Origin of the sequence: Micromonospora sp. NBC_00898 (assembly GCF_045207895.1) — a bacterium.
GTDB lineage: Bacteria > Actinomycetota > Actinomycetes > Mycobacteriales > Micromonosporaceae > Micromonospora.
On record NZ_CP108775.1, the window covers coordinates 2,529,911 to 2,555,308 of the forward strand.

24 protein-coding genes are annotated in these 25,398 nt (G+C 67.9%); 10 read left to right on the forward strand and 14 right to left on the reverse strand.

Annotated features, from left to right (window positions below):
* Positions 1 to 179 precede the first annotated feature (179 nt).
* The 3 genes from OG799_RS12380 to OG799_RS12390 all read left to right on the forward strand — a co-directional run bounded on the left by OG799_RS12380 (position 180) and on the right by OG799_RS12390 (position 3,073).
* A complete protein-coding gene (locus OG799_RS12380; RefSeq protein ID WP_406045172.1) occupies positions 180 to 1,091 on the forward strand; it encodes an ABC transporter ATP-binding protein in 912 nt (303 codons plus the stop codon).
* Positions 1,081 to 2,739 (forward strand): ABC transporter permease, encoded by a 1,659-nt coding sequence (locus OG799_RS12385; protein ID WP_406045173.1) that lies wholly within the window; start codon positions 1,081 to 1,083, stop codon positions 2,737 to 2,739. The genes OG799_RS12380 and OG799_RS12385 overlap by 11 nt, the downstream gene beginning before the upstream one ends.
* 172 nt (positions 2,740 to 2,911) lie before the next feature.
* Positions 2,912 to 3,073 (forward strand): hypothetical protein, encoded by a 162-nt coding sequence (locus OG799_RS12390; RefSeq protein ID WP_406045174.1) that lies wholly within the window; start codon positions 2,912 to 2,914, stop codon positions 3,071 to 3,073.
* Positions 3,074 to 3,260: 187 nt separating this feature from the next.
* On the opposite strand, the gene OG799_RS12395 is transcribed toward OG799_RS12390, so the two are convergent.
* From OG799_RS12395 to OG799_RS12420, 6 genes are all read right to left on the reverse strand, one after another.
* A complete protein-coding gene (locus OG799_RS12395) occupies positions 3,261 to 3,524 on the reverse strand; it encodes a hypothetical protein (RefSeq protein WP_406046534.1) in 264 nt (87 codons plus the stop codon).
* Positions 3,439 to 3,720 carry a PhzF family phenazine biosynthesis protein gene (locus OG799_RS12400; protein WP_406045175.1) on the reverse strand — a complete coding sequence of 94 codons (282 nt, stop codon included), beginning with the start codon at positions 3,718 to 3,720 and terminating at the stop codon, positions 3,439 to 3,441. Before OG799_RS12400 ends, OG799_RS12395 begins: the two co-directional genes overlap by 86 nt.
* Positions 3,721 to 4,084: 364 nt before the next feature.
* Complete coding sequence (locus OG799_RS12405; protein WP_406045176.1) at positions 4,085 to 4,657, reverse strand: GNAT family N-acetyltransferase; 573 nt, start codon at positions 4,655 to 4,657, stop codon at positions 4,085 to 4,087.
* A gap of 41 nt (positions 4,658 to 4,698) precedes the next feature.
* Positions 4,699 to 5,763 (reverse strand): FAD-dependent monooxygenase, encoded by a 1,065-nt coding sequence (locus tag OG799_RS12410; RefSeq protein ID WP_406045177.1) that lies wholly within the window; start codon positions 5,761 to 5,763, stop codon positions 4,699 to 4,701.
* A gap of 257 nt (positions 5,764 to 6,020) precedes the next feature.
* Positions 6,021 to 6,950, reverse strand: coding sequence for a hypothetical protein (locus tag OG799_RS12415; protein WP_406045178.1), 930 nt, complete (start codon positions 6,948 to 6,950; stop codon positions 6,021 to 6,023).
* Between the two features lie 41 nt (positions 6,951 to 6,991).
* Positions 6,992 to 9,118, reverse strand: a complete 2,127-nt coding sequence (locus OG799_RS12420; RefSeq protein WP_406045179.1) for an MMPL family transporter — start codon at positions 9,116 to 9,118, stop codon at positions 6,992 to 6,994.
* 206 nt (positions 9,119 to 9,324) lie between these two features.
* On the opposite strand from OG799_RS12420, the gene OG799_RS12425 reads away from it, so the two are divergent.
* The 4 genes from OG799_RS12425 (at position 9,325) to OG799_RS12440 (ending at position 12,653) form a co-directional block, all read left to right on the forward strand.
* Complete coding sequence (locus OG799_RS12425) at positions 9,325 to 10,530, forward strand: sensor histidine kinase (protein ID WP_406045180.1); 1,206 nt, start codon at positions 9,325 to 9,327, stop codon at positions 10,528 to 10,530.
* The gene (locus OG799_RS12430; RefSeq protein ID WP_406045181.1) at positions 10,527 to 11,189 is read left to right on the forward strand and encodes a response regulator; all 663 of its coding nucleotides are present in this window, start codon (positions 10,527 to 10,529) and stop codon (positions 11,187 to 11,189) included. Before OG799_RS12425 ends, OG799_RS12430 begins: the two co-directional genes overlap by 4 nt.
* A gap of 243 nt (positions 11,190 to 11,432) precedes the next feature.
* Positions 11,433 to 11,837 carry a nitroreductase family deazaflavin-dependent oxidoreductase gene (locus tag OG799_RS12435; protein ID WP_406045182.1) on the forward strand — a complete coding sequence of 135 codons (405 nt, stop codon included), beginning with the start codon at positions 11,433 to 11,435 and terminating at the stop codon, positions 11,835 to 11,837.
* An 84-nt stretch (positions 11,838 to 11,921) separates the two neighbouring features.
* Positions 11,922 to 12,653, forward strand: a complete 732-nt coding sequence (locus tag OG799_RS12440; protein WP_406045183.1) for a nucleotidyltransferase domain-containing protein — start codon at positions 11,922 to 11,924, stop codon at positions 12,651 to 12,653.
* 95 nt (positions 12,654 to 12,748) lie between these two features.
* On the opposite strand, the gene OG799_RS12445 is transcribed toward OG799_RS12440, so the two are convergent.
* From OG799_RS12445 to OG799_RS12480, 8 genes are all read right to left on the reverse strand, one after another.
* Positions 12,749 to 14,134: an IS1380 family transposase gene (locus tag OG799_RS12445; protein ID WP_406044060.1), complete on the reverse strand. Its 1,386-nt coding sequence runs from the start codon at positions 14,132 to 14,134 to the stop codon at positions 12,749 to 12,751.
* Between the two features lie 498 nt (positions 14,135 to 14,632).
* Positions 14,633 to 15,070: an IS3 family transposase gene (locus OG799_RS12450; protein WP_406045184.1), complete on the reverse strand. Its 438-nt coding sequence runs from the start codon at positions 15,068 to 15,070 to the stop codon at positions 14,633 to 14,635.
* A complete protein-coding gene (locus OG799_RS12455; RefSeq protein ID WP_406045185.1) occupies positions 15,034 to 15,513 on the reverse strand; it encodes an IS3 family transposase in 480 nt (159 codons plus the stop codon). Before OG799_RS12455 ends, OG799_RS12450 begins: the two co-directional genes overlap by 37 nt.
* Positions 15,514 to 15,553: 40 nt before the next feature.
* A complete protein-coding gene (locus tag OG799_RS12460; RefSeq protein WP_406046273.1) occupies positions 15,554 to 16,780 on the reverse strand; it encodes an IS110 family transposase in 1,227 nt (408 codons plus the stop codon).
* Between the two features lie 266 nt (positions 16,781 to 17,046).
* Positions 17,047 to 18,273 carry an IS110 family transposase gene (locus OG799_RS12465; RefSeq protein WP_406046273.1) on the reverse strand — a complete coding sequence of 409 codons (1,227 nt, stop codon included), beginning with the start codon at positions 18,271 to 18,273 and terminating at the stop codon, positions 17,047 to 17,049.
* A gap of 231 nt (positions 18,274 to 18,504) precedes the next feature.
* A complete protein-coding gene (locus tag OG799_RS12470) occupies positions 18,505 to 18,792 on the reverse strand; it encodes a transposase (RefSeq protein WP_406045186.1) in 288 nt (95 codons plus the stop codon).
* A gap of 125 nt (positions 18,793 to 18,917) precedes the next feature.
* A complete protein-coding gene (gene rph / locus OG799_RS12475; RefSeq protein ID WP_406046274.1) occupies positions 18,918 to 21,515 on the reverse strand; it encodes a rifamycin-inactivating phosphotransferase in 2,598 nt (865 codons plus the stop codon).
* 603 nt (positions 21,516 to 22,118) lie between these two features.
* Positions 22,119 to 22,661 carry an HAD domain-containing protein gene (locus tag OG799_RS12480; RefSeq protein ID WP_406045187.1) on the reverse strand — a complete coding sequence of 181 codons (543 nt, stop codon included), beginning with the start codon at positions 22,659 to 22,661 and terminating at the stop codon, positions 22,119 to 22,121.
* Positions 22,662 to 22,922: 261 nt separating this feature from the next.
* Between OG799_RS12480 and OG799_RS12485 the strand changes: the two genes are divergently transcribed.
* From OG799_RS12485 to OG799_RS12495, 3 genes are all read left to right on the forward strand, one after another.
* Complete coding sequence (locus tag OG799_RS12485; RefSeq protein ID WP_406045188.1) at positions 22,923 to 23,636, forward strand: DUF2625 family protein; 714 nt, start codon at positions 22,923 to 22,925, stop codon at positions 23,634 to 23,636.
* A 337-nt stretch (positions 23,637 to 23,973) separates the two neighbouring features.
* Positions 23,974 to 24,648, forward strand: coding sequence for a cytidylate kinase family protein (locus OG799_RS12490; protein ID WP_406045189.1), 675 nt, complete (start codon positions 23,974 to 23,976; stop codon positions 24,646 to 24,648).
* 290 nt (positions 24,649 to 24,938) lie between these two features.
* Positions 24,939 to 25,367, forward strand: a complete 429-nt coding sequence (locus OG799_RS12495; RefSeq protein ID WP_406045190.1) for a hypothetical protein — start codon at positions 24,939 to 24,941, stop codon at positions 25,365 to 25,367.
* Positions 25,368 to 25,398: the final 31 nt, after the last annotated feature.

The following is a 25,398-nucleotide window of genomic DNA, read 5'->3' on the forward strand; positions in this document are numbered from 1 at the left end:
GGCCGCCGGATGACCGATGACGACGATGTCGCCGGCGGGCGGCCCGGGTTTCACCGGACGCCGGTGCGATCCGGTACGACGAGGAGCCGGTGTCACCTGGCGGCGGTCGGGACCTCCGACCGCCGCTGACGGGTCTTACCGCACTGCCGGTCGGGGGGCGGCACCACCAGAGTGAAGCCATGTCCGCGGTCGTTGTCGAAGAGCTGTCAAAGAAGTACGGGCGGTTACGCGCCGTCGATGGGTTGAGCTTCACGGTCGCCGAAGGCGAGGTCCTCGCCCTACTCGGACCGAATGGAGCTGGCAAGACGACGACGGTGGAGATCCTGGAGGGTTACCGCGACCGCACCGCGGGCCGGGTCAGCGTGCTGGGTGTAGACCCGGCGACCGGCGGACGGGCATACCGGGAGCGGATTGGCATCGTCCTGCAGAGCGCCGGGTTCGAAGAGGAGTTCACGGTGCGTGAGCTGGCTCGGCTGCACGCGTCCTTGTATCCCCGCAGATATCAGCCGGACGAGGTGATCGAGCTGGTCGGGTTGTCCGACAAGCGTGATGCCCGCGTCAAGACCCTCTCCGGCGGGCAACGCCGTCGGCTCGACCTGGCTCTGGGCCTGGTGGGGGCGCCCGAGCTGCTCTTCCTCGACGAGCCCACCACCGGCTTCGACCCGTCGGCCCGCCACCGCGCCTGGGAGCTCATCCACCGATTGCGTGACCTGGGTACCACCATCCTGCTCACCACCCATTACATGGAGGAGGCCCAGCAGCTCGCCGACCGGGTGGCGGTGTTGCGCGCCGGCCGGCTCGTGGCGATCGGACGCCCGGACGAACTGGGCGACGGCGGTCGGCCGGTGAGCACTCTGCAGTTCCGGCTGCCAACCGGAATCTCCGCCGACGACCTGCCCACCCTCGATGGAAAGGTCGTCACGACGGACGGTGTCGTCAAGGCCACCACCGCCTGGGCGACAAAGGATGTGCATACCCTGACGGGCTGGGCGCTGGAGCGTGACGTCGAGCTGGCGGGGCTCACCGTCGGCCACCCGACGCTGGAGGACGTATACCTCCGGTTGATCGAGGAGGCCGGAGATGGCAACTGAGGCTTTGCAGGTGCCGCCAGCGCGAGCCGTCAAGCGCCTGGGAGTAGTGGGCCTGGTGGCGACGCTCACCGGCCAGGGCCTGCGATCCTTCTCGCGCAACCCGATTGCGCTGTTCTTCACGTTGGCCATGCCGCTGTTCTTCTTGGCGATCATCGGTGCGCTGTTCGGTGACGTGCGGGTCGGCCCGAATGGCGACGTCCGGCTGGCCGAGTTCTTCACCCCGGCGATGGCGGTGTTCGGGGCAGTGGAGGCGGCGTTCTGCGTGCTGGCGGTGGACACCGCACTCCTCCGCGAGCGCGGCATCCTCCTCCGGATGCGTGGCACGCCCGCGCCGCCGTGGGTGATCCTCGCCGGGCGGATCGGGGCGGCCGCCGTCGTGGCCATGGTCTCGGCCGCCGTCGTGGTCGCCACCGGGGTCATCCTGTACGGCGTGCGGGTCAGCTGGCGTTCCCTCCCCGCTGCGTTTGCGACCCTGCTGCTGGGCGTCGCCTGCTTCGCGGCTCTCGGGCTGGCCGTACTGGCGGTCGTGCGCACGTCGGTCGCGGCACAGGCGTTGACCAACGGCATCCTCATCCCGCTGGCGTTCATCTCCGACGTGTTCGCGATGAACACCTCCATGCCGGTCTGGTTGGAGCACCTCGGCTCGGCGCTGCCCCTGAAACACTTCGCCACCGCGTTCGCCCAAACGGTAGGTCCGTCCGCGTCCGGCACCGGCCTCCCCGCGGACCACCTCGCCGTCCTCGCGGCTTGGGGCATCGGCGCCAGCCTGGTCGCCTGGCGCTGGTTCGCTTGGGAACCTCGCGGCTGCGGCAGCGCGGTCGCCAGCGCGGTCGCCGCCCCCGAACGGAGCACCGCCAAGCCGCTGCATGCGGTGCGCCTTCGCCGCCCCGCACCGTGGACGTCGGTGCGCATCCAAGCCCGCTACGCCCTGACCGGGCTGATCCGGGACGCGACCGCGGTTTTCTTCACCGTCATCTTCCCGGTGCTGCTGGTCGCGCTCATGCCCGCGCTGACGACCGGCGGCGCCGGTCAGCAAACCGAGGCTGCGCGACTGTTGCTGCCAGGGATGAGTGCTTACGGCATCGCCGTCACCGCGTACGTCATCCTGCCAAGCGGCGTGGCAGAGGCTCGGGAGCGCGGTGCGTTGCGCCGCCTGCGCGGCACCCCGATGCCGCCCTGGGCGTATGTCGCCGGGCGGGTCACCGCCGCGCTGCTCGTCGCCGCCGCGACCATTCTCGGCGCGGCCGCGGTGGCCGTCGTCGGCTACGGCGTGCGGATCGAGATCGGCCGGCTGCCGGCGACGCTCATCGCGTTCGCCGTGTCGGTCGGCTGCTTCGCCGCCCTGGGATTCGCCGTGTTGACGCTGGCCCGCCGGTCGCAGGCAATCACCGCCCTGACCCTCGGTACGCTGCTGCCGCTCGCATTCATCTCCGATGTGTTCGTGATCGGCGCCGATCTCCCGAGCACCCTCGACGTCCTCGGCGACATCCTGCCGCTCAAGCACGCCGCGCACGCACTGGGCGAGGCGCTCTCGTCGGCATCGACCGGCGCGGGCTTCGCGTGGGGCGACCTGGCCGTCCTGACCGCGTGGGGCGTGGCGGGAATGCTCGTGGCCCGGCGGATGAGCTGGCAGGCCGAGGCGGGCTGACGATCACACAGCCCGAGAGGCCGCGGCGCTGCCCGTCTTCGACCGGCACGACATCGACGCCCACCAAGCCACAGCGGACGGAGGGAGAGGCCATGAGCCGGGTGTCGGCAGGCCCTGTAGCCCTGGCTCCTCGCCGGGAATGCGTCGTAGCCTGGGCATTGAGGTGGTCACGATGACGTTCATCTGGCTCATTGTCTGGCTCATCGCGGACACCCCGGCCGTCCAGTCGTGGGGTCCCTGGAACAACTGGGGTGTGGCCCTGTTCGTCTGCCTCGCGATCGACTTGCTGGGCGCCCTCGGGGCCAACGGTCAACGGTCGAGGCGAACCGGATAGACGCCGGCCAGCTCGGGCATCCAGCAGCTCCTAGGCGGGAAGCTCGGCGGTCGTCGTCAGTAGCATCGATCGTCGATTTCCGAGAGGCCGGTCATCCGGCCGATGAGCCGGTCGCGGTCGATGGCCGCGCCGCTGAACGCGGTGAGCCTGATGTACCCCTGTGCTCTGCCGTCAAAAGCGGGGCGGACTAGAGGATTCGGCCGAGCCGCGTGCGGTCGATGACCAGCCATCCCAGCCCGAAGCAGACCGGAACGCCGAGCGCGGCCACCAGCACGGCCTTGGCCTCAGCCGGCAGGGCCAGCGGACGGGCCGCAATCGCCAAGGTCAACAGCGCGGGTCCCTGCAGGATGAAGGCGGCGTACGCGCTACGGCCGCACGCCACAGAAAGCCGGCCACCGCACAGCAGGCGGCGTTGAGCCGTGCCGAGTACCCACACCGATCCCGCAACCACCAGGGACGCCTCGACGCAAGACAGCACCAGCGCCTGCCAATGCCAACCGCCAAGGAACGGGGGAGGTGACCCTCTCGGCGGCGACCCGACGCATCCACGCCTCGTCGGGCCAGGCGCTGGTGTCGAGCAGGCAGACGGCGGCGGGGTTGCCGGCGAACGGCCGGTCGGTGAACGCGTCGATGACCCGGATCCGCATGGGGGAACTGTAGGACGGCGCGATGGAGCGGGTCTACGGCGTACTCGGGCAGGTGCACCGGTGGCGGGAGCACGGATTGGCACGTCGCAGGGGACAAGACGATTCTCCGGATTCGATGAGCGCGCCCAGCCAGGCGACGGCGACTTCGCCGTGCCGACCGCCGACCCGCGGTTGATGTTCCGCACCTCTGCTGGCGCGGAAGTCCACCAGCGGCGAGCTCGGCATCGTGCTGGGCATCGCGCTGCTGGGCAGCATCGCTGCAAAAGGCGTCCTCTCATCGGCCACGACCGGACGCCGACTTGAGTCCTGCCGTTACCTTCCGTCGCGCTGTCGGCGGCAGATCCGGATAAGAGGGTGGCGTGCTTCAGGCGACGATGGCCCAGACCTGGACGTCGCGGTGTTCACCGTTAAGGTAGAAGGCTTTGCGGTGGGTGCCCTCGTGGGTGAGGCCGAGGCGTCGTGCGGCAGCGATGCTGGACGCATTCCGCGGGTCGCACTGCCATTCGACGCGGGTCATGCCACGCGCGTCAACGGCCCAATCGATGAGGACGCGGCAGGCGCGGCTGATGAGACCCCGTCCGCGTACCTCGGGAGCGAGCCAGACGCCGATCTCGCAGACGCCCTGAGCGGTGTTGAAGACGCGGTACAGGACACCGCCCTGCATGACTCCTGAGACGTAAAGGCCGAAGATACGGCCGGTGTCGGCGGCCTGCCGGTCGGCGTAGCTCTGCAGGAAAGCGCGGGCCGACGCCTCGTCGACGATGGTGTAGGCCCAGGGGATCCACGGCTTGAGTGCATCACGTGTCCGGTTGACGTACCCGGCGAACTCGGCCGCTTGCCATGGCTCCAACGGACGCAGCTCAGCGTCGTCTCCCAGTGCCCGACCCAACACCGGTTGTCCCTCCAGCACATCGACGTTCTGCGCCTGACCAGACACAGCGACACTCCAAGGTCAGCCTCCCGGATGCATTACCGAAGCTAGGCCGGCGGCGGTAGGAGGAGGCTCATTCGCAGCAGCCCGTCACGCAGCCAGAGGTTGCGGTTCCAGCGGGTCAGGCGGGAGGCGCCGGCGGCTGCGGCGGCGAGGCGCTGGGTGGGCCGTCGGCGTCGGCGGTCGTACGCGTGCAGACCGGCGTCAATCATGGGGCTCTCGCGTAGGCAGCGGGCCAACGTGATCGCATCGATGAGCGTTTCGCAGGCGCCCCGGCCCAGATCGGGCGGCATAGCGTGTGCGGCGTCTCCGATGAGCGCCACATTGCCGCTCACGAACGTCGGTAACGGCGGTACGACATGCAGGTCGTGACGCAGGATGGCCTCCTCGGCAATGGTGTCGAGGACCATACGGACGGGGCCGCCCCAGGATCCGAACAACTCGCGGAGTCGGGCGAGCTCCCCGTCCGGCGAGGGGGCGCCTTCCGGCGCCACCGTTGTGGCGTACCAGTTTGTGCGCCCGCCCTCCTGAGGGGTGATGCCGAACTTGGCGCCCCTACCCCAGGTCTCGGTCATCGTGCGGGTTGGCCGGTTGTCGATCCATCCCCGCCAAGCCGTCACGCCGATGTAGCGGGCCCGGTACCGGTCTCCGAACAATGCGGCACGGGTCCGGCTGAAGATGCCATCAGCGACGACCACGACGTCGCACTCGCGTTGCAGCGAAGTGATGTCGGCGATGGGATGACCGAAGTGTGTTGCGGTGTTCTGTGCCGCCCTGTACAGCAGGTTCAGCAGAGCGGGACGTGAAAGCAGGTAGACCGGATCACCGGTGCGCCGTCGCAACCGCGTCGTGTCCAGCTTCCCGATCAACGTCCCGTCAGCGCGCAGAAACTCGGCCGATGTCTGCTCGGTCCCCTGGGTACGCACGTCGTCGCCGGTCCCGATGTGGTCCAGCGCGGCCACGGCCGAGGGCCACATCCCGAGCGCGGTACCGGCGCCGGAGAGCCCGACTTCCCGTTCGTAGAGCGTCACGTCCCAGCCAGCCTGGTGCAAGGCGCTGGCTGCTGCGAGTCCACCGATGCCGCCGCCGACGATCTTTGCCGTTCCGCGCATGCTGATACACCACCAATGAAGATTTGCGTCGTGCGATGCGGTCAAGTCGGGTGTTGCCCCGGCTGGCGGGAGGTTCGGCTGTCGCCTCCCGCCAGCGGCTGCGGCTGGCGGTTTCAGTATTCGCGACTCGGCGATGACGGTTCCGGTGAGACCGCCGACGCCGAGGGTGAACGTGCCGGCCCCGTCACCACACCCTGCTGCGACGATTCGACCACCTGCGCCGCACCGTCCGAGCTGGGGTAGCGGGAGAGCCGGGATCAGTGCTTGGTGAGGCTGCCGGTGCTGAGGACGAAGTTGCCGCCACGTTCATCGATGCCAATCATCATGGAGGTCTGTTGTCTGCCGTCGGTGGTGATGGTCCAGTATTTGAGGGTGATGGCGGCGGATGTGCGGAGCGTGCACGTCTGGGTCGGGGGGTCTAGCTTGGCCGTGTTTCCACGGCTCAGCAGTGACCACGTGCAGCCGTCGTCGGTTCGTGCGGTGACTCTGTTGTCGTAGTCCTTGACGATGGTGACGCGGCCCTGCTGCGGCGACTCAACCACCGTCGGTGCGCCCTCCGGCGCCGGGTACTGCGTGACCCGGATGTTCACCCGGGTCTTCGGGGCGGACGGGTCGTACGTCCAGATACCGGTGAATTTCGTCGCGGCGTGCGGGTCATACTCCTTGACCTTGGTCCGGGCTCCCTTCTCCAGGACGAAGTCGTAGTCGCGTCCGGCGCGGTGGCTCTTGGCGGTGATGGTCTCCTTCTCATGCTGTCCCGAAACCGTGACCGTCCACCTGATGATGGTGTAGGAAACGTTCAGGGTGGGGTTGTGGCAGAGCTGGGATGGCGGATCCAGTTCCAGCGATCGGGCGGTGGCCCTGAACCTCCAGGTACATCCGACGTCGGTCCGGCCGACGACGCGGTCCCTGCCCTCCGCGGTGAACACGATGTCCCCGATCTGGGGAGCCTGGAGTCCGCCGCCCGGTACGTTCATCACCGCGATGTTTGTCATGCTGACGCGATCTGGCTGGTCGTAGTTCCACTTGCCCAGGTACATCCCGAGTTTCGCGATCCCCTGGTCTGCCGCCTCGGCTCGGCCCTGCCGCAGCATGCCACCGGCGGCCAACAGTGCGGCCAGTGCCAATGCCAGCGGCAGGAGACGGCGGGCAGTCCTTCGTGCTGTCGTCGGTTCCGAGTAGGGCATTCTGTCCTCCTGACATGCGGGTTCGGCGTTTGCGGCTCGGGTCAGTGCAGGCGGTCGGGTGCCGCGCTCGATGCGGCTCGGGCCAGCGATGGACCGGCGGCTGCCTGCGACCCTGGTACCGCGCGGGCGAGCCGGCTCGGCCACCACGTCAGCCGGCCCACGTCGATCGTCAGTGCAGGCACCAGGATCGATCGGACGATGAACGTGTCCAGCAGGATGCCCAGCGATACCACGAAGCCGAGCTGCGCGACATTCAGCACCGGCAGCGTGGCGAGGACCGCGAAGGTGGCGGCGAGGATGATGCCGGCGGAGGTGATGACGCCGCCGGTCACCGCGAGCCCGCGCAACGTGCCCTGCCGGGTACCGAGGCGGGCCGCCTCCTCGCGTACCCGGCTGATCAGGAAGATGTTGTAGTCCACGCCGAGCGCGACGAGGAATACGAACGCGAGTATCGGCAGCGAGGCCTCCTGGCCGTGCCAGCCGAGCACGTCTTCGAAGACGACCACGGACAGCCCGAGCGCCGCGGCGAAGGACAGGATGACGGTCGCGACCAGCAGGAGCGGGGCGACCAGCGCACGCAGCAGCAGGCACAAGATGGCCAAGATCGCAAAGAGGACGAGCGGGATGACGACCGTGGCGTCGCGGGTGTTCGTCACGTTCAGGTCGAGTTCCATGGCGCCCGGTCCGCCGACGTGCGCATCCGCCCCCTCGACGGCGTGCAGCCGGTCGCGGAGCCGGGTGACCGTGTCGTACTCGGCGTCACTGGATGGCGCGGCCGAAGGCGTCGCCTGGAAGGCCACCAGATCCGCGGTGCGACCGGCCGGCTGGACGTCGGTGACGCCGGCGGTGCCGCGTGCGGCGTCGCGCACCGCGTCGGCGTAGCCGGCCCGCGCGACGATCTCCAGCGGGTGGCCGGCACCGGCCGGGTAGTGCGCCGCGATGAGTTGCTGGCCCTGCACCGAGTCCGGTGGGTCGGCGAACAGGGTCCGTTGCGGGGTCGAGAAGCCGGTCAGGCCGAACGCGCACGCGCCGATGACCGCGACGGTGATAACCCACGTCACCCGGGGCCGCCGGCCGATCGCGGCGCCGACGTCGCGCCACCCACGGCCACCGGGCTCGGTCCCCTGCCCGACCGGGCGGGGCACGAACGGCCAGAACACCCACCGGCCGAGGATGACCAGCAGCGCCGGCAGCAGCGTCAGCATGGCCAGGACGGCGCCGAGGGCGGCGAGCGCGCCGACGGGACCGAGCGCGCTGGTCGAGTTGAGGTTCGCGGCGAGCAGGCACAGCAGGCCCGCCGCGACGGTCCCGGCGGAGGCGAGGACGGCCGGGCCGGAGCATCGCAGCGCCTCCCGCATCGCGTCGTGCCGGTCGGCGTGGCGGCGCAGCTCCTCCCGGTACCGGGCGATGATGAGCAGGGCGTAGTCGGTGCCCGCGCCGTACACGAGGATGCCGAGCACCGTGGCCGCCATCGAGTTGAGCCGCAGCCCGGGCCCCGCGGCGAGGCCGTACACGAGGGCGGAGCTGACCTGGTTGGCCACCACGACGCAGAACAGCGGCACCAGGAACAGCACCGGGCTGCGGTAGATGAGCAGGAGCAGCACCGCGACCACCGCCAGCGGTATGAGCAGCAGGGTCAACTCCAGATCGTCGAAGACCTCCACGCTGTCCGCGGTGAATCCGGCCGGGCCGGTCACCTTCACGGTCAGCTCCCCGATGTCCCCGCCGACGGTGTGCCGGATGTCCTTGACCGCATTGATGATCACCGTGCCGGCGTCCTGCGCACCCGTGGTCGAGATCGGCACCTGGTAGAGCAGCGCCGTGCCATCGTGTGCGGGTACCGGGACGAACGGTTCGGCCGACGGGGCGTATCGCTGCCGCAGCATTTGGGCGTCGGCGCCGACCCGGTCCCGGTCCGCGGCGGTGAGCCCGCCGACCCGCTGGTACACCACCACGACCGGGCTGGCGTCCCCGCCGGGGAACGCCTGGCGAGCCTGCGCGACGCGGGTGGACTCCGCGTTGCGGGGCAGGAAGCTAGCCGTGCTGTCCTCAGCCGCGCTGAACAGCTTCCCGGCCAACGGTGTCGCCACGAACAGCGCCGCCAGCCAGCAGGCGAGCACGACCCATTTGGCCCGCCGGCCGGAGGGCAATGTCAGCAACCGGTACACCCGAATCTCCCCTCGTGTCACGTCCCTACGACGATCGGGGTCGGGTGCCGGTCAGGGCATCGCGCCAGGGAAGCAAATGTGGCGTACTGCCGGGGTGCCGTGGCGGTCCCGGTACCTGATGCGCATACTTCCCGGAAAGTACTGCCGACCTCAGTCTCCGGCGCGACGTAGGCCCTGCGCCGCTGACGTACGCTCACGGAATGCCGATGTCCGGGCTGCTTGAGGGCCGAGGGACGCGAGGCCGCAATTGGTTCGACGGCGTCCTCGCGGCGGCGATGGCCGTCGGTGTCGTCCTCGGCGTCATCGTCGGCGCAGGCGCCACGTCCGCCACCGAACCGTCAACGCACGCGTTGGACGCGGCCGGGTGTCTGCTGCTGATCGTGGCCGCGTCGGCGCTCGCAGCACGCCGCGCGTCACCAGTACCGGCGACCGTGGTCGCGACCGCCGCGTTCCTCGTCTACTACGGGCGTGACTACCCCGTGCCGGTGTTGGCCGCCCTCCCGGCCACCATCACCATCTACACGCTCGCCAGCCTGAGCTACCGCTGGCCGGCGGTGGCCGCGACGGCCGCGTTGAGCGTCGGAAAGCTGGTCGCCGGCTGGGTGCGCAGCGGCGACCCGCTGCACTCGGTGCCCGAGATGCTGTGGGTCAGCGGCTGGCTGGTCGCGATCCTCATCTGGGGCGAGGTGACCCGGCACCGCCGCGCGTATCTGCACGAGGTGCACCAACGCGCGATCGACGCGGAGCGGACCCGCGAGGAGGCCGCGCAGCGCCGCGCCGACGAGGAACGACTGCGCATCGCCCAAGAGCTGCACGACACCTTGACCCACGCCATCTCCGTGGTCAACGTACAGTCCTCCGTCGCGCTGCACCTGCTGCACCGCAAGCCCGAGCTCATCGAGCCAGCCCTCCTCGCGATCAGCGAGGCCAGTCTGGAAGCGATGCGGGAACTGCGCGCCACCCTCGGTGTACTCCGCGTCGCCGACACCGCCGAGCCGCCGAGCCTCGCCCAACTGCCGCTGCTCGCCGCCCGGTTCGAGCGGTCCGGACTGCGGGTCCGGCTGCACGTGCGTGGCGAGACAAGGCCGGTGCCACCGAACACTGAGCGCGCTGTGTACCGGATGGTGCAGGAGGCGCTGACCAACACCGCCCGGCATGCCGCGCCGGCAACGGTGGATGTCGAGCTCACCTACCAGCCGGCGCGTCTGGACCTGCGCGTCGACGACGACGGTCCGGGCGCCGCCGCACCGGTCACCGAGGGATATGGCCTGCGGGGCATGCGCGAGCGCGCGGCTGCGCTCGGCGGCACGGTAGCGACCGCCTCCCGGCCGGGTGGCGGCTTCCAGGTGCACGCGAGCCTGCCGCTGGAGCACCCTGCGCCGGCCGAAGATGCGACGGGGCACGCCGCATGATCCGGGTCCTGCTCGCCGACGATCAGCCGTTGATCCGAGCGGGCTTCCGGGCATTGCTGAACGCCGAGGACGATATCGAGGTGGTCGGTGAGGCCGGCGACGGTGCGGAAGCGGCCGCGGCCGCGGCGCGCCTGAAGCCGGACGTGGTGCTCGTCGACGTGCGAATGCCCGGCACGGACGGTATCGAGGCCACCCGGCGGATCGCCGCCGATCCCGCCCTGCACGGCGTACGCATCGTCATCCTCACGAACTACGCGCTCGACGAGTACGTGTTCGCGGGGCTGCGGGCCGGCGCGAGCGGATTCCTGGTCAAGGACACCCAACCGGCCGAGCTGTTGCACGCGGTACGAGTGGTGGCGAACGGCGACGCGCTCATGTCCCCAGTGGTGACGAAGCGCCTGATCGCCGAGTTCGTGGCGACCCCGGCCGGACCTGGCCGCGCACCCGAACTCGACGTGCTCACCCCGCGCGAGCGGGAAATACTCACCCTCATCGCAGCCGGACTGTCCAACGAGGACATCGCCCGCCAGGCCCACATCAGTCACACCACGGCGAAAACCCACGTAAGCCGGGTACTGACAAAACTCGGCGCACGCGACCGCGCTCAACTCGTCATGATCGCATACGAGTCAGGATTGGTGAGTCCACGTCGGCATTGACCCGCGAAGATCGAACCGACCATCACGGGGAATTGCGGGCCCCAGCTCCGCGACCTCACGACGCGGGGCGCCCCGCTACCACGTCCGCTTCTCGGCAAAGTCGGGCGACTGGAAGGCCTGAGCTGGCGAGCGCGACTTGCGCCACGAGGCGCGTTTGGCGACCTAAGCCGGCTATCCACCGACCCCCTGGTCTGGTAGGTAGTGACCATGGCGAAACGGTCTGGCGGATTCGGTAGAGCGCTCATGCGAGGGTTTCTGCGTACGGCCGTGTGGCTGTACCGGCGCAGCGGCGGGAAGCTCGGCGGCAAGATGTTCGGCGCACCGGTGCTGTTGCTGACCACGACCGGGCGCAAGTCGGGGCGGTCGTGGACGGTACCGTTGATGTACCAGACCGACGGCGACCGATGGGTGATCATCGCGTCCAACGGCGGCAGCGCCAGGCACCCCGCCTGGTGGCTCAACCTGCGCTCGCAGCCGGACGCCTCCGTACAGATCGGCCGGCAGACGTACCTGGTCACCGCCGTCGAAACCGCTGGCGAGGACCGCGAGCGCCTGTGGCAGCAGATGGCCGACATGTACAAGGGCTACGACGGGTACGCGCGGAAGACCACCCGCCAGATCCCCGTGGTTGTACTGCAAAGGCGCTAACGCATGCTGCCCGACGGTTTGCACGCCCGCAATGCGGCAAATGAGTGCGCTTGGTCAGCTAGCGCCCACTGATACGGTGCCGGCATGATCAAGGACTTGACGGGCGCGTACCTCCGAGCGGCGGACGAGGCCCTGCCGGGCTTCGTCGAGAAGCTCTACGTCGTGGGCTCGGCGGCACTCGGAGCCTGGGTGCCCAACGCCAGCGACGTCGACACGGTCATCGTGACATCACGCGTCGCGAGCCCAAGTGACCTGGCTGCGCTGGCGAAGGTTCACGAGGCCATGCCAGCCAAGCCGCACCTGGACGGCGTGTACCTCGATCAGGCGACGTTCGAGGAGTTCCCCATTGATCCTCGCGTGGTTCCGTTCGTAGTCAATGGCGAGCCTCGCACTGACAAGCCATGCGGCGAATTGACTCCTGTGCTCTGGCTGACCCTGCAGCGGTACGGAATCCGGGTTCGCGGGCCGGAGGTTGACGAACTCGGCATACACGTCGACTCAGCGGCGCTGCGCCGCTACAACCTTGAGAACCTTCGTGACTACTGGAAGCCAGCGGCCCCAAGCATCTATCAGGACGTTGCCGAGCTACCCGCAGACGCCCCTGTGGATGCTAACGCCGTAGCGTGGTGCATTCTCGGTCCAGCCCGGCTGCACTACACGCTCGCGTACGAAGACATCACCTCGAAGGCCGGCGCCGCAGCGTACCTTGCCGAGACCTTCCCCGAATGGAAAGCCTTAGCCTCGATCCGTGGATCAGTATCAGGATGGTCCTTTGACTTTGCCGTGATGATCTTGGTTCGTGGAGGGCGCGTCTGACCGGCTGGCCCGGTGTCCAGCCTGCTCGGGTTCCCGCTCGTCGGGTGGTGTGTGGGTGCGGTGCTGGTGGGTGGTGCGTGCCGGGTGGTCGTTGGTCAGGTCGTGAAGACGGCTTTCCAGAAGGTGAGCCAGGCGGCGGCGCGGGGCCAGTGCGTGGGTAGGTGCAGCACGGGGCGGCGTTGCGGGCGGGCGAGCCGGGCCGCGACGTTGATCAGGTGGGTGCGCAGGGTGGCGCCGCGGGCCACCGCGTAGCGGCGTGTGGCGGTGAGGGTGCCAGCGGCGCGCAGCAGGTTGTGGGTGATCGCGGCCAGGATGTTCCAGGCGGCGTTGGCGGGAAACGACCCTGAGGGCTGGTGGGCCCAGGGGCCGTCGATGAGGTCGGACCAGACGGTTTCGCAGACGGCGTGGCGGCGGTGGGTGATGTCGGCCTCGGGGGCCGGTTCGGTGTTGTTGGTGAAGAACGGGTGGTAGCGCCAGACCGGGAACAGAGGGTCCTGGGTGTTGGCGTCGAGCACCCGGCGCACGACGAGCCAGCCGGTGATCTCGTGGCGGGTGCCGGCAAACGCGGTGAACTCCACTTCGGACACCTGGGCGTCGGAGATCAGCTCACCGGTGTCGGGATCGGTGACCGCGCCGGGGTAGTGCACCGGCGTGTACGCCTCGTCGGGGATGGTGGCGATCGCGGCGTCAACGGCGGGATTGCGGGCGATGGCGAACGAGAAGTTCGCTCCGGCTTTGACTACCGCAGCGATGACCTTGCCGCTGCAGTACGCGGAGTCGCCGCGTACCAGGATGTTCCCGGCCTGCGCGCCAGCGTCGGTGGCGGTATTGATCGCCTCGGTGACCATGCTGGCCGCGCCCTTGGCGGAGCCGGCGCGTCCGGCCCGTAACCGCACCCCGGCCACCACCGGCGCCGCGGTCTCGGTCGAGATGGTCACCGCGAGCGGCGACAGGCCCCGGCGCAGGATGCTCTTGCCCGCGACCTTCGTGTGCCCGAACGACGCGCCCTGCTTGGCGTGCCCGTACACCGGGCGCAGCAACGAGTCGATGTCGATGAAGACGCGGTCGCCGATGCCGGCCAGCACCGGGGTGCGCTTGGCCAGAGCGACCAGGTGCCGGCGCAGCACCGCCGACAGTTGCCGGGTGTGGCCATGGGTGAACTCCCGCAGGAAGATCCCCAACGTGGCGTTGGCGTAGACCCCGCCGAACAGCTCCTTCATCCCGCCGGAGCGGATTACGTCCAGGTCGTCGATGCTGTCCGCCCCGGCAGCCATCCCCGCGATGATCGAGGTCAGCTTCGGCGTCGAGTTGGCCGCGCCGGACTTCACCCGCTCATCGACGAACCGGACATGCTCATCCAACAGTCGCGACAGCCCGGCCTGCTCGGCCAACTCCAGCAGCGGCACCAGACCCGCATGCGACACGAGATTGTCATCATCGAACACCGCGCCGTCGCCGCGCCACGCATGAGATCCTTGCACCGAGAGTGTCCTTCCGAGCTGGTGTGATTCGAGTCCTAGACAAACCCGATCATCCCAGCTCAGAGGGCACTCTCGTCACATCTCCACGCCGCTTCCGCTCAGTAGTGCACCGATCCAGTCCACGGATCGAGGCTTAGCCCACCGGGCGGTCCAGTGGCGCACCGGTCAAGAGGAGTCATTTTCCGCGGCGGACATGCGGGAAGTCGGCCGCAGCATCGATGCCGTAACTGACGACGCTTGGAAGCGCTGGGGCGACCAGATCGCCTAAACCGCAAGGCATTCACAGCCTCATGTGGCAGCCCGTTGCAGTCGACGCAGTGCGAAACCTTGTCGCGCCGGTGGGCCGCTGCCGAGCAACCAACGCGCGCTCATCGGCACGACCGGATGCCAGTGCCGCCACCTCCGCTACGCGATGTGACGAGCGGATCGCGGCAGATCCGGATGCCGAGCAGGTCACATCAGTGCTGAGGTTCCACCCCGGGACCGGACACCGGAGTTTCATGCCGCGAGGGCGTGGTCCTGACGATACCCGATGCGGGTCTCGACCGGTGTGCGGTAGCCGTTGGTCGAATGTAGACGGTGACGGTTGTAGTAGGTGAGATACTCGAACACTGCTCGCCGGGCCGCGTGGCGGGTCGGCCACACCTTCGTGCCGATCTCGGTTTTCAGGGTCGCGAAGAAGCTTTCGGCGGCGGCGTTATCGAAACAAGATCCAGTCCTGCCCATCGAGGCCCGCAGCTTGCAGGCCTTGAGTTTGCGGCGGAAGTCGGCCGACGTGTATTGGGATCCGCGGTCCGAATGGAAGATCGCATTCTGCTTGGTCAGGCCACGCCGGACGGCCAGGTCGATGGCTGCACTGATCAGGTCGGTACGCATGTGGGCGGCCATCGCGTGCCCGGCTACCTCCCGGTTGTGCAGATCGATGACGGTCGCCAAATAGAGCCAGCCTTCCTCGGTGGGCAGGTGATGTCCCCGACGAACCGTTCACCCGGCGCTGCGGCGGTGAAGTCGCGGCCGATCAGGTCCGGTGCCGGCGGCGCGGTGACGTTCTGCTTGGTCAGGCTCCGGCGCCGTCGCCGCGTCCAGCCCACGACGCCACGCTCGCGCATGATCCGCTCCACCTTCTTGCGGTTGACCCGCCGGCCGCGCCGGTGCAGCTCGACGGTGACCCGCTTGGACCCGTACGCCTGCCTGTGCGCGGTGTGGATCTCGGTGATCTCGGCGGCGAGATCGTCCTCGGCGCGCTGGCGTTCGGCCCGGGCGGGAGCAGCTTCGAGCCACTCGTAGTAGCCCTGCCTGCGAATATTGAGGACCCGGCACATCCGCTTGACGCCGTAGGTGGCGCGGTGGGTGGAGATGAAGCGGTAGCGGTGGGTCATTGCCCCATCTGACTCGAAAATTCATTGACCACGGCGGTGATCAGGCGGCCTCCAGCGGGTTGAGGGTCACGGTGAACCCGAGGTCGTTGAGTTGGCCGATGAGCTTTCGGGTTTTGCGTTCGGCGCCGTGGCGGGTGGTGAAGTAGTCCGGGCCGAGTTCCTGATAGGGCGTGTCGGCGCGAAGCATGTGCCATACCGATACCAGGATCGAGTGTTGGACGGCGACGATGGCTCGTCGTTTGCCTCGGCGGGAAGCGATCCGCCGGTAGAGGGCCGAGAGGTATGAGGTTCTGTTGCGGGCGATGTTCAGTGCGGCATCGCCGAGGGCCGCCTGCAGCCACGCGTTTCCGGGGCGGGCCCGTCCGGATCGTTGCCGGCCACCGGATTCGTTGTTGCCTGGGCAGACACCGGCCCATGAGGCCAAGTGTCGCGCGGTGGGAAACCAGGACATGTTCGTGCTGATCTCTGAGAGGATCACCTCCGCGACTCGCGTGCCGACTCCAGGGATCGTGGTCAGCAGCTCGGCTTGATTACGCCACGGGGTCATCATTGCGTCGATCTGCTCGCTGAGTCGGTCAACGATCACGGTGCAGGCATCGATCCGGTCGAGCATGGCCCGGGCCAGGAACGCGTGATGTTCGGCGAAACGGCCGGTCAACGCCTCAACAAGCTGTGGGCGTTTGGACTTCATCCGGCGCAGCGCCATACCGGCAAGGACTTCCGGATCGCGTTCACCGGCGATCATCGCCTCGAGCATCGACCGTGACGATTTACCCAGCAGATCGGACACGACGACCGACAGCTTGATCCCAGCATCCTCAAGGAGCTTCTCGAGGCGCTGCTCCTCCGCGGCTCGTTCCCGCACGATCACCGCCCGATATCGGGCCACATCACGCAGCTGTCGCACCGGCTCCGGCGGCACGAAACTTGCCCGGATCAGCCCATGGCGAACCATTTGGCAGATCCAGTCGGAGTCGATCACATCGGTTTTACGTCCGGGCACGTTGTGCACGTGCCGGGCATTGAGCAACTGAACATCGAACTCGTCTTCCAGCAAGTAGTACACCGGCTTCCAGTACGCGCCCGTCGCTTCCATGCCCACCACGCTGATGCCGAGTTCCCGCAGCCAGTCCCGCATCTGCAGTAGGTCCTTGGTCATCGTCGAGAACGTTCGCACCACCCGTCTCGCACGCCCGACCCGGACACACACCTTCACGTCGGCTTTGCTGATGTCGATACCTGCCACCCGCTCATGCACCACATCCATCGTGGTCGCCACCTCCAAGACCCATCGAGACAGGAAGGTGGGGCTGTCGCGGGAGACCCGGCAGGCTCAAGAATCTGACTCGCGTGCTCACGGCAACAATGCGGGGGACCTGAAAGGATCTCCGGTTCATACTCCTTCACGGGCTCACCGGCACCAGATGGATGCGAAATCGCGCGACAGCCCCGCCACATTTTCCCCGAATCGGGGCGTCGCGTGAACTCCGCGACCGGACTACTGACTCGAAAATTCATTGACCACGGCGGTGATCAGGCGGCCTCCAGCGGGTTGAGGGTCACGGTGAACCCGAGGTCGTTGAGTTGGCCGATGAGCTTTCGGGTTTTGCGTTCGGCGCCGTGGCGGGTGGTGAAGTAGTCCGGGCCGAGTTCCTGATAGGGCGTGTCGGCGCGAAGCATGTGCCATACCGATACCAGGATCGAGTGTTGGACGGCGACGATGGCTCGTCGTTTGCCTCGGCGGGAAGCGATCCGCCGGTAGAGGGCCGAGAGGTATGAGGTTCTGTTGCGGGCGATGTTCAGTGCGGCATCGCCGAGGGCCGCCTGCAGCCACGCGTTTCCGGGGCGGGCCCGTCCGGATCGTTGCCGGCCACCGGATTCGTTGTTGCCTGGGCAGACACCGGCCCATGAGGCCAAGTGTCGCGCGGTGGGAAACCAGGACATGTTCGTGCTGATCTCTGAGAGGATCACCTCCGCGACTCGCGTGCCGACTCCAGGGATCGTGGTCAGCAGCTCGGCTTGATTACGCCACGGGGTCATCATTGCGTCGATCTGCTCGCTGAGTCGGTCAACGATCACGGTGCAGGCATCGATCCGGTCGAGCATGGCCCGGGCCAGGAACGCGTGATGTTCGGCGAAACGGCCGGTCAACGCCTCAACAAGCTGTGGGCGTTTGGACTTCATCCGGCGCAGCGCCATACCGGCAAGGACTTCCGGATCGCGTTCACCGGCGATCATCGCCTCGAGCATCGACCGTGACGATTTACCCAGCAGATCGGACACGACGACCGACAGCTTGATCCCAGCATCCTCAAGGAGCTTCTCGAGGCGCTGCTCCTCCGCGGCTCGTTCCCGCACGATCACCGCCCGATATCGGGCCACATCACGCAGCTGTCGCACCGGCTCCGGCGGCACGAAACTTGCCCGGATCAGCCCATGGCGAACCATTTGGCAGATCCAGTCGGAGTCGATCACATCGGTTTTACGTCCGGGCACGTTGTGCACGTGCCGGGCATTGAGCAACTGAACATCGAACTCGTCTTCCAGCAAGTAGTACACCGGCTTCCAGTACGCGCCCGTCGCTTCCATGCCCACCACGCTGATGCCGAGTTCCCGCAGCCAGTCCCGCATCTGCAGTAGGTCCTTGGTCATCGTCGAGAACGTTCGCACCACCCGTCTCGCACGCCCGACCCGGACACACACCTTCACGTCGGCTTTGCTGATGTCGATACCTGCCACCCGCTCATGCACCACATCCATCGTGGTCGCCACCTCCAAGACCCATCGAGACAGGAAGGTGGGGCTGTCGCGGGAGACCCGGCAGGCTCAAGAATCTGACTCGCGTGCTCACGGCAACAATGCGGGGGACCTGAAAGGATCTCCGGTTCATACTCCTTCACGGGCTCACCGGCACCAGATGGATGCGAAATCGCGCGACAGCCCCGCCACATTTTCCCCGAATCGGGGCGTCGCGTGAACTCCGCGACCGGACTACTCCTTGGCAAAATATTGGGCTGCCTTGCGGAGAATGTCCTTCTCCAACTCCAGTTCCCGGACCCGCGCGCGAAGCTTGCGCAGCTCGTCACGCTCGGCGACGCTCAGGTCCGTCGGCGCGGCCCGCCGGCCTGGCTGCTTCTCGGCCGCGCGGACCCAACCGCGCAGGGTTTCATGGTTGACGCCCAGGTCACGGGCTATCTGCCGGAGCGGGCGATCCGACGACCGGACGAGGTCGACGGCGTCCTTGCGGAACTGTTCGGGGTACTGCGAGGGGCGTGCCACCTGGACATCCTTGCTCCTGGCTCTACTGCCAGGTATCAGGGTGTCCGGTCCGAGGGTGGAAGCTCAGTGCCGCTTGGAAAATATGTGCTTGGCAAGGCAGACGGGCCTTCTCGGTGAGTGGTCAGTCAAGGCAGAATCTCGACGTACCCGTCGCTTCCGTGCACGCGGATCCGCTGCCCATCGGGAATCAGCCGGGTGGCATCTACCACACTGACGACAGCCGGCAGGCCGTACTCCCGTGCGATCACTGCGCCGTGTGTCATCAATCCTCCGACCTCCGTCACCAGGCCTGTGATGGCGACGAAGAGGGGCGTCCAGCTCGGGTCCGTGTGGGCCGTGACGAGGATGTCACCCGGTTCGAGATCAGCCTGGGCCATGTCCAGGATGACGCGGGCGCGCCCTTCGATGGTCCCGGCGGAGACCGGTAGGCCGATCAGGGCGCCGGTCGGCACGTCGTCGCGTCGGTACGCCCCGGCAATGACCTCGCCATCCGATGTCAGCACCCGGGGCGGCGTGAGCGCGTGGTACGACCGGAACGCGTCCTTGCGGTGCTGGATTAGCTTGTCATCCACCTGGTTCGAGCGCACGACGTCGTGGAGCTCCTGGTACGTGAGGTAGAAGACGTCCTCCTTCTCGGGGAGCACGTTGGCCTGCACGAGGCGCTCGGCCTCTTCGAGCAAGGCCTGCTTGTAGACGAAGTAGCGGCTGACGATGCCGTACTTCGGGTACTCCCGGTAGCCGATGAAGGTCCGGACCCGGTCGATCATCCGCTTGGTCTCGTCGGCCTTCTGCTCCCCGCCCGGCAGTGCCCGCAGGCGTTCGAGCACCTCCTGCGCCTTCTTCTGCGCCTCCTGCCGCCCTTGCTCGAAGCGCCGCTTGGCGGCGCCCGCCTCGAAGTTCCTGACGTTGTCGAGGATCACGGGCACGAGCGTGGTGGGGCGCTCGCTCCAACGCGGCCTCGTGATGTCGATCTCGCCGACGCAGCGCATGCCGTACCGGTCGAGGTAGGCCTCGATGGCGTCGCGCGCTTCGGTCCCGCCCGCGAACTTCGGCAGCTCGTCCAGGAAGCCGTCGTCCTCGACGCCCTGCAGGAACGCCACTACCTCCGGATGCGGGCGGATCACGTCCGCGACATCGAGCAGCGCCAGTCCCATCTCCGACGTGACGTTGCCGGGGGCGGACAGCGTGAGGGTGTCGGCCGCGTTCTTCTCGCCCAGCCATTCCCGCAGCCGGTCGTTGAGCCACCAGGTGGCCTCCATCCCCGCCATGATCGCCTGCATGCTCAATGGATCACTGAGGACCCGCTTGTGCTCCTGGAAGGCCTCCAGCAGGAAGTCGAACAGCGCCGGTCCGGTCTTCGTCCGGATGTCGCGCCGCAGGGCGGCGATGGACGCCTGGCTGCGCTCGATCAGCTCGGTGACGATGGCCGGATCGGTCTCGATCGGGGCGGACGCGCCGCCGACCGGCGGCCCGCCGGGACCGCCGTCCGGGAGCGCCGGGACGAAGTCGTGGCGGTCGAGGACGGTCTCCAGCGCGTCCCTGATCAGCGGATCGGACCTCCCCGCCATCTCCAGGAGGCCGGCGCGGCTCGCGGGCGAGGCCAGGCGCCGGGTGACGTCGACGAACAGCCTCCCGCCGGCCTCGTGCATCGGCGCCATGGCCGTCAGCTGCCAGACGGAGAGCCCCAGTGGCTTCATGGGGTCGGTCATCATCTGCTGATGACCAACGGAGAGGTAGACGTGGTTCTCCCGGTCGCGGGCCGCGGGGATGGGGAACAGCGTGGTGATTGGCCGGCTCTGCACGATCTGGAAGTCATCGTCGACCAGGCACCATTCGATGTCCTGCGGGCGGCCGAAATGCGCTTCGATCCGCCGCCCGAGCTGCACGAGCCGCACGACCTGCGCATCCGTCAGCGCCGGCTGCTCCTGCCGCTGCGGGTCGATCGCCACTTCCTGCGTCCCGCCAGCCGGCAGGGCGTGAACGGCACGCTGTTTGGCGACGACCGCCTTGGCGACGACCTCGCCGTCGCGCACCTTGAAGACGTCCGGGGTCACCAGGCCGGAAACCAGGGCCTCGCCGAGGCCGAAGCTGGCGTCCACGGTGGCGACCTTCCGGTTGCCCGTGACGGGGTCGGCCGTGAACAGGATGCCGGCCGCATCCGGGAAGACCATCTGCTGCACGACCACGGCCATGTGGACCTTCCGGTGGTCGAAGCCGTTTCGCAGGCGGTAGGTCACGGCCCGCTCGGTGAACAGCGACGCCCAGCACTGGCTGACGTTCTGGAGGATCGCCGCCGGCCCCACGACGTTCAGGTACGTGTCCTGCTGGCCCGCGAAGGAGGCCGTCGGCAGGTCCTCTGCCGTCGCGCTGGATCGCACGGCGTAGGCAGCTTGCTCGCCGAGCTGGGCGAGAGCGCGGGTGATCGCCGCCGCCAGATCACCCGGGATGGCAATCCCTTCGATGGTCCGGCGGATCTCCGCGCTGAGCGTGCGGATCGCGTCCCGGTCATCCGGGTTCAGGCGCGACAGCTGATCGAGCCGATCGTCGATAGACGGCGCTTCCGCCATGATCCGCCGGAAGGCGGCCGTCGTCACGCAAAACCCAGCCGGCACGCGGATGCCTTCGATCCGCGACAGCCCGCCCAGGTGCGCGGCCTTGCCGCCAGCGACCGCGACCTGCATCTCGTCAACCGCTTGAAGATCCAACACGTACTGCTCGATCATTGCGATACCTCCGAGGCAGCCGTGCTCCGTTGCACTGCACTGGCCGGTCGAATCACCGGCGCCTCGAGCTGTGTCGAACCTCTTGTTGGGCACGTCCGGCAGCACCGTGTAGTTGACCTTGATGCCGGTCTGCTTGGTGAAGTTGTCCGCCTCATGTCTGGTTGGCTTCCCTCTGACGAGTCGGCCGGCCGCTGCGCCCGGTCGGCCGGCGCGCACCCCCGCACCTCCGTGTCAAGCGCCCGCAACTGCACCGCCAATCTCATCAGCGGTTCGAGGTCGCCGCGTCCCCCGTACATCGACAACACACCCACGTCGTGCCCCCCATTTCCTCGTCGGTGCTGTGTCCGGCCGCCGATTCTGCGGCAAGACCCGGGTCTTGCCGCAAGCCCCCCTGTGCGCTATACGTTAGAAGTGGCAAGGAGTGAGATCTTCTTGCCTTTGCTTTTGTCGTCCGCCGCGGGCTGAGATCCTTCGACCGCCTGGAGCGTGCCGGGTATCTCCGGCGGGTGCCGGACCCCCACGACCGCCGCAGCGCCCTGGCACTCTCAGACGCCGGTGGCCACGGCCGCGTCGCCCGGTGGGCTTGGCCAGCGCGATCGTCGGTCAGCTCATCATCGCCGCGGCCGAGGTGATCTGGCCGAGCAACCGGGACCTCGGCGACGTGCTGTTCAGCGTCTCGCCGATCCTGACCGGGGCCGGCCTGGTCACCGCCGGCGTGGCCATCATCCGCGCGGGAGTCTGGGCAGCATCGGTTATCTCATCGTCAAGCCAGACGAATGGGCGGCCTGCCGCCCACCGAGTGAGGAACACCGTCTTCCAGTGCAGACCGTGCTCTGGTTCCTCATCGGAGTCCGGCCATTCCACCACTGGGAGCGCCGGAAGGCCCAGCCGTGGCGAGAGGATCTCGTTTGCCTCCGCCATCCATGTCGTGGCCCAGACCAACCGGCATCCCAGGGCCAGCAGGCGCCGTCCGTCATCGGGGTCAAGCCGATCCAGGAGAGGATTGCCCCAGCCGTCGGGTGCCTCTGCGTTCGCCTCGACCCCGGTCGAAGGGCGATCCCTTCTCGCCGGCCGGCCTCTGAACGGGATGAGCACGCCGTCTACGTCGAGAAATATCAGCGGTTGTTGAGCGAGGCTGGGAAGCACTCCCGAACCGTATCGCTGATCCGGGTGCCCTCCGGGAGTCGGTTTCTTCGCACACAGCTACCGCGAGCGTGCAGCCGTAGGGCGATTGCAGACGGTCATGGGACGGCCAAGCGCCGGCGCTCGGTCGGCGGCCAGATGAGGGCGTCCCCGCACGACCCCACGAACCAACTCCACCTGGTGGCAGTCAGGCTGCTCGACCGGGGTCAGCGGGTCAGCGGGACGCACTTCGCCGGCGTGCAGCGGCCGGGGCATGATGATCGGATGCGCACCGTAGAGGAGCTGACGGCTACATCCGATCCGGCGTGGCCAGCGCTCGAGATGGAACTGCTGTCGAATCCGCAGATCACCGTCTTGCCGGTCTCTGCAGCCGTCGGGCGGGACAGCCTGTACCGCCTGCAGGTCTCCACGCGGTCGCGGCTGGGTGCGTTGGCATTGCACACCGGTGGTCTGCTGGTCGACGACGGCTGGCTGCGTGTGCTCGGCGGCGGTGGTGAGCGCGGTCTGCTCTCGCTGGCGGAGGTCAACGGCCTGCCGGGCGATGAGCAGGCGCCTGCGGCGCTGGTGGTCGGCTACGACGTGCTCGGCGGACGGTTCGAGGTCAACGGCCCCGATCCGGCGAGCATCGGCCGCCCCGGGGAGCCCGGCGAGGTGTGCTACTTCGGGCCGGACACGTTGGAGTGGGAGTCGCTCGGCGCTGGTCACGGCGCCTGGCTGTCGTGGATCGCCGAGGGTGGTACCGGCCAGTTCTACGAGTCCCTGCGCTGGCCGGGCTGGCAGGAGGAGACACGCCAGTTGCCCTTGTCGCACGGCATGACGGTCTACCCGTTTCTCTGGTCGCGCGAAGCGCACCAGGACCTCGCTGGCACCACCCGGCGGCCGGCGCCCATGGCCGAGCTGTTCTCGTTGCAGGACGAGTTCGCTGCGCGGTTCGCCGCGGAACCGGACACCACGGCGATGCACATCCGCGTCGTGTAGGGCGGCCAGCGTCAGCACCCACAGCCTGATCCCCAACGATGCACTCTCAGCAACGATGGACTCTCATCGGGCGCGTCCGGACGTTCGGCCGCAGCGATCAACTACTGAGAGCCACGCCCGGTCGGCGGCAGAACCGGATGGCCGCGCGGGACGCGGCAGAGTGGTCACGCTATACCGAGCGACCAGCGCCGGCATGACAGTGCGTTTGCGCCACGACCGCAGCCACTTCCGCATGCGGCAATCTCGCTCACTCGGGCAGTGGCAGGCGCGAAAGGGCTGGCGCGCGCATAAGGTCGGCCCGACACGGTGACCTTCGCGAGACTAGGACGGGCAGGACATGGACCAAGGCACCCGCGACGAGCTGCTCGGCCGCCTGGCTGAGGCAGTCGGGTCCGTCACAGTCGCACACCCGACGCGGGTTGCCATCGACGGACCGCCCGCCGCAGGCAAGACCACCCTCGCCGACGAGCTGGCCGTCGTCTTGCACGAACAGGGCCGCGACGTCATCCGCGCGACGATCGACGATTTCCTCTTTCCCCGGGCACAGCGCTATCCGCGCGGCGAGTACTCGGCCGAAGGCTGCTACTTCGACACCCACGACTACGACGCGCTGAACCGGGTTCTGCTCGATCCGCTCGGCCCGGGCGGAGATCGACGCTTCCAACACGCGGTCTACGACCGCACCGCGGATACTGCACTGTCCCCGCCCGTCACGACTGCCCCAGCCGACGCCGTGCTGGTCTTCGACGGCGTCTTCCTCATGCGCCCGGAACTGATTGATCGGTGGGACCTGCGCATCTTCGTGTCGACGGCACTCGAGAAGACCGTGGATCGTGCCGTGATCCGAGAGCGCCGGGTGTCATCTCGGGCCGAAGTCGAACGGCGCTGGCGTGAGCGTTACATCCCCTCCCAACAGTTCTACTTCGCTACGGTCCGCCCGACCCATCACGCCAACATCATCGTGCACAACGACGAGCCCCAGCTGCCGGTCTGGGAGACCCAAACACACTGACCGCACTCAATTCGGCATGGTCGGATGTGCCTCACCCGCTGAGCTGCCAATGCCCGACCAGCGGCTTGAGCGTGCGCTGCCTTCAGACCCCAGGGGCAAAGCAAAGTCAGGTGATCATGTGGACGTGCTGCTCAGCGGCGGTTTCGCTGTCTGAGGCCGGTTCATAGACGCGGCCTTCCTAAGTGGATGATGAAGGTTCTCTACGCCAGCATCGTCTGCAAAGAAAGGCCGCTCGTGGCAGTCTCCCATGCCTCCGCTCGTATCGGCCGGCGGCTCCTACTGTGGCAACCGTGACCGCCGCATGGACGATCTCCGACGCCTGGGTCTTCGCCTGCGTCGAAGGTACCGGCCCGCACGACGGCTACACCCTGACCCAGATTCTGGTCAAGGCGGAGGGCATCAACCATGCCGCGCTCACCCAGGCCGAATTCACCCGTGCCGTGCCCCGCCTGGTCGCGGCCGGCCTCATCGGCGCCGACGCCAACGCCGACCGCTACTGGCACACCGACGCAGGCCGGACGCTCTATCGACAACGCATGAAGCGACACGGCTTGTTCGGCTGGATCGATGCCATACCGCCAGCGTTACGCCGGCTCGGCGAACCCCAAGACTCCCCGTGGTCCCTGCCGCGTGGCGCCTTCGACCGGGCTGTCAAACAAGCCAAAGAGATCTTCAACGAGTTGGGCACCTCGCGCCAGCTTCCAGGAGACACGCCCTAGTCATACCCGTCTACGTGGCCCTTCGGGGCCC

Coding starts and splice junctions, on each gene's coding strand:
- OG799_RS12380 (WP_406045172.1), top strand. CDS start 180: ATGTCCGCGGTCGTTGTCGAAGAGCTGTCAAAGAAGTACGGGCGGTTA.
- OG799_RS12385 (WP_406045173.1), top strand. CDS start 1,081: ATGGCAACTGAGGCTTTGCAGGTGCCGCCAGCGCGAGCCGTCAAGCGC.
- OG799_RS12390 (WP_406045174.1), top strand. CDS start 2,912: ATGACGTTCATCTGGCTCATTGTCTGGCTCATCGCGGACACCCCGGCC.
- OG799_RS12400 (WP_406045175.1), bottom strand. CDS start 3,720: ATGCGGATCCGGGTCATCGACGCGTTCACCGACCGGCCGTTCGCCGGC.
- OG799_RS12410 (WP_406045177.1), bottom strand. CDS start 5,763: ATGCGCGGAACGGCAAAGATCGTCGGCGGCGGCATCGGTGGACTCGCA.
- OG799_RS12415 (WP_406045178.1), bottom strand. CDS start 6,950: ATGCCCTACTCGGAACCGACGACAGCACGAAGGACTGCCCGCCGTCTC.
- OG799_RS12425 (WP_406045180.1), top strand. CDS start 9,325: ATGTCCGGGCTGCTTGAGGGCCGAGGGACGCGAGGCCGCAATTGGTTC.
- OG799_RS12430 (WP_406045181.1), top strand. CDS start 10,527: ATGATCCGGGTCCTGCTCGCCGACGATCAGCCGTTGATCCGAGCGGGC.
- OG799_RS12435 (WP_406045182.1), top strand. CDS start 11,433: ATGCGAGGGTTTCTGCGTACGGCCGTGTGGCTGTACCGGCGCAGCGGC.
- OG799_RS12440 (WP_406045183.1), top strand. CDS start 11,922: ATGATCAAGGACTTGACGGGCGCGTACCTCCGAGCGGCGGACGAGGCC.
- OG799_RS12455 (WP_406045185.1), bottom strand. CDS start 15,513: ATGACCCACCGCTACCGCTTCATCTCCACCCACCGCGCCACCTACGGC.
- OG799_RS12460 (WP_406046273.1), bottom strand. CDS start 16,780: ATGGATGTGGTGCATGAGCGGGTGGCAGGTATCGACATCAGCAAAGCC.
- OG799_RS12465 (WP_406046273.1), bottom strand. CDS start 18,273: ATGGATGTGGTGCATGAGCGGGTGGCAGGTATCGACATCAGCAAAGCC.
- rph (WP_406046274.1), bottom strand. CDS start 21,515: ATGATCGAGCAGTACGTGTTGGATCTTCAAGCGGTTGACGAGATGCAG.
- OG799_RS12485 (WP_406045188.1), top strand. CDS start 22,923: ATGCGCACCGTAGAGGAGCTGACGGCTACATCCGATCCGGCGTGGCCA.
- OG799_RS12490 (WP_406045189.1), top strand. CDS start 23,974: ATGGACCAAGGCACCCGCGACGAGCTGCTCGGCCGCCTGGCTGAGGCA.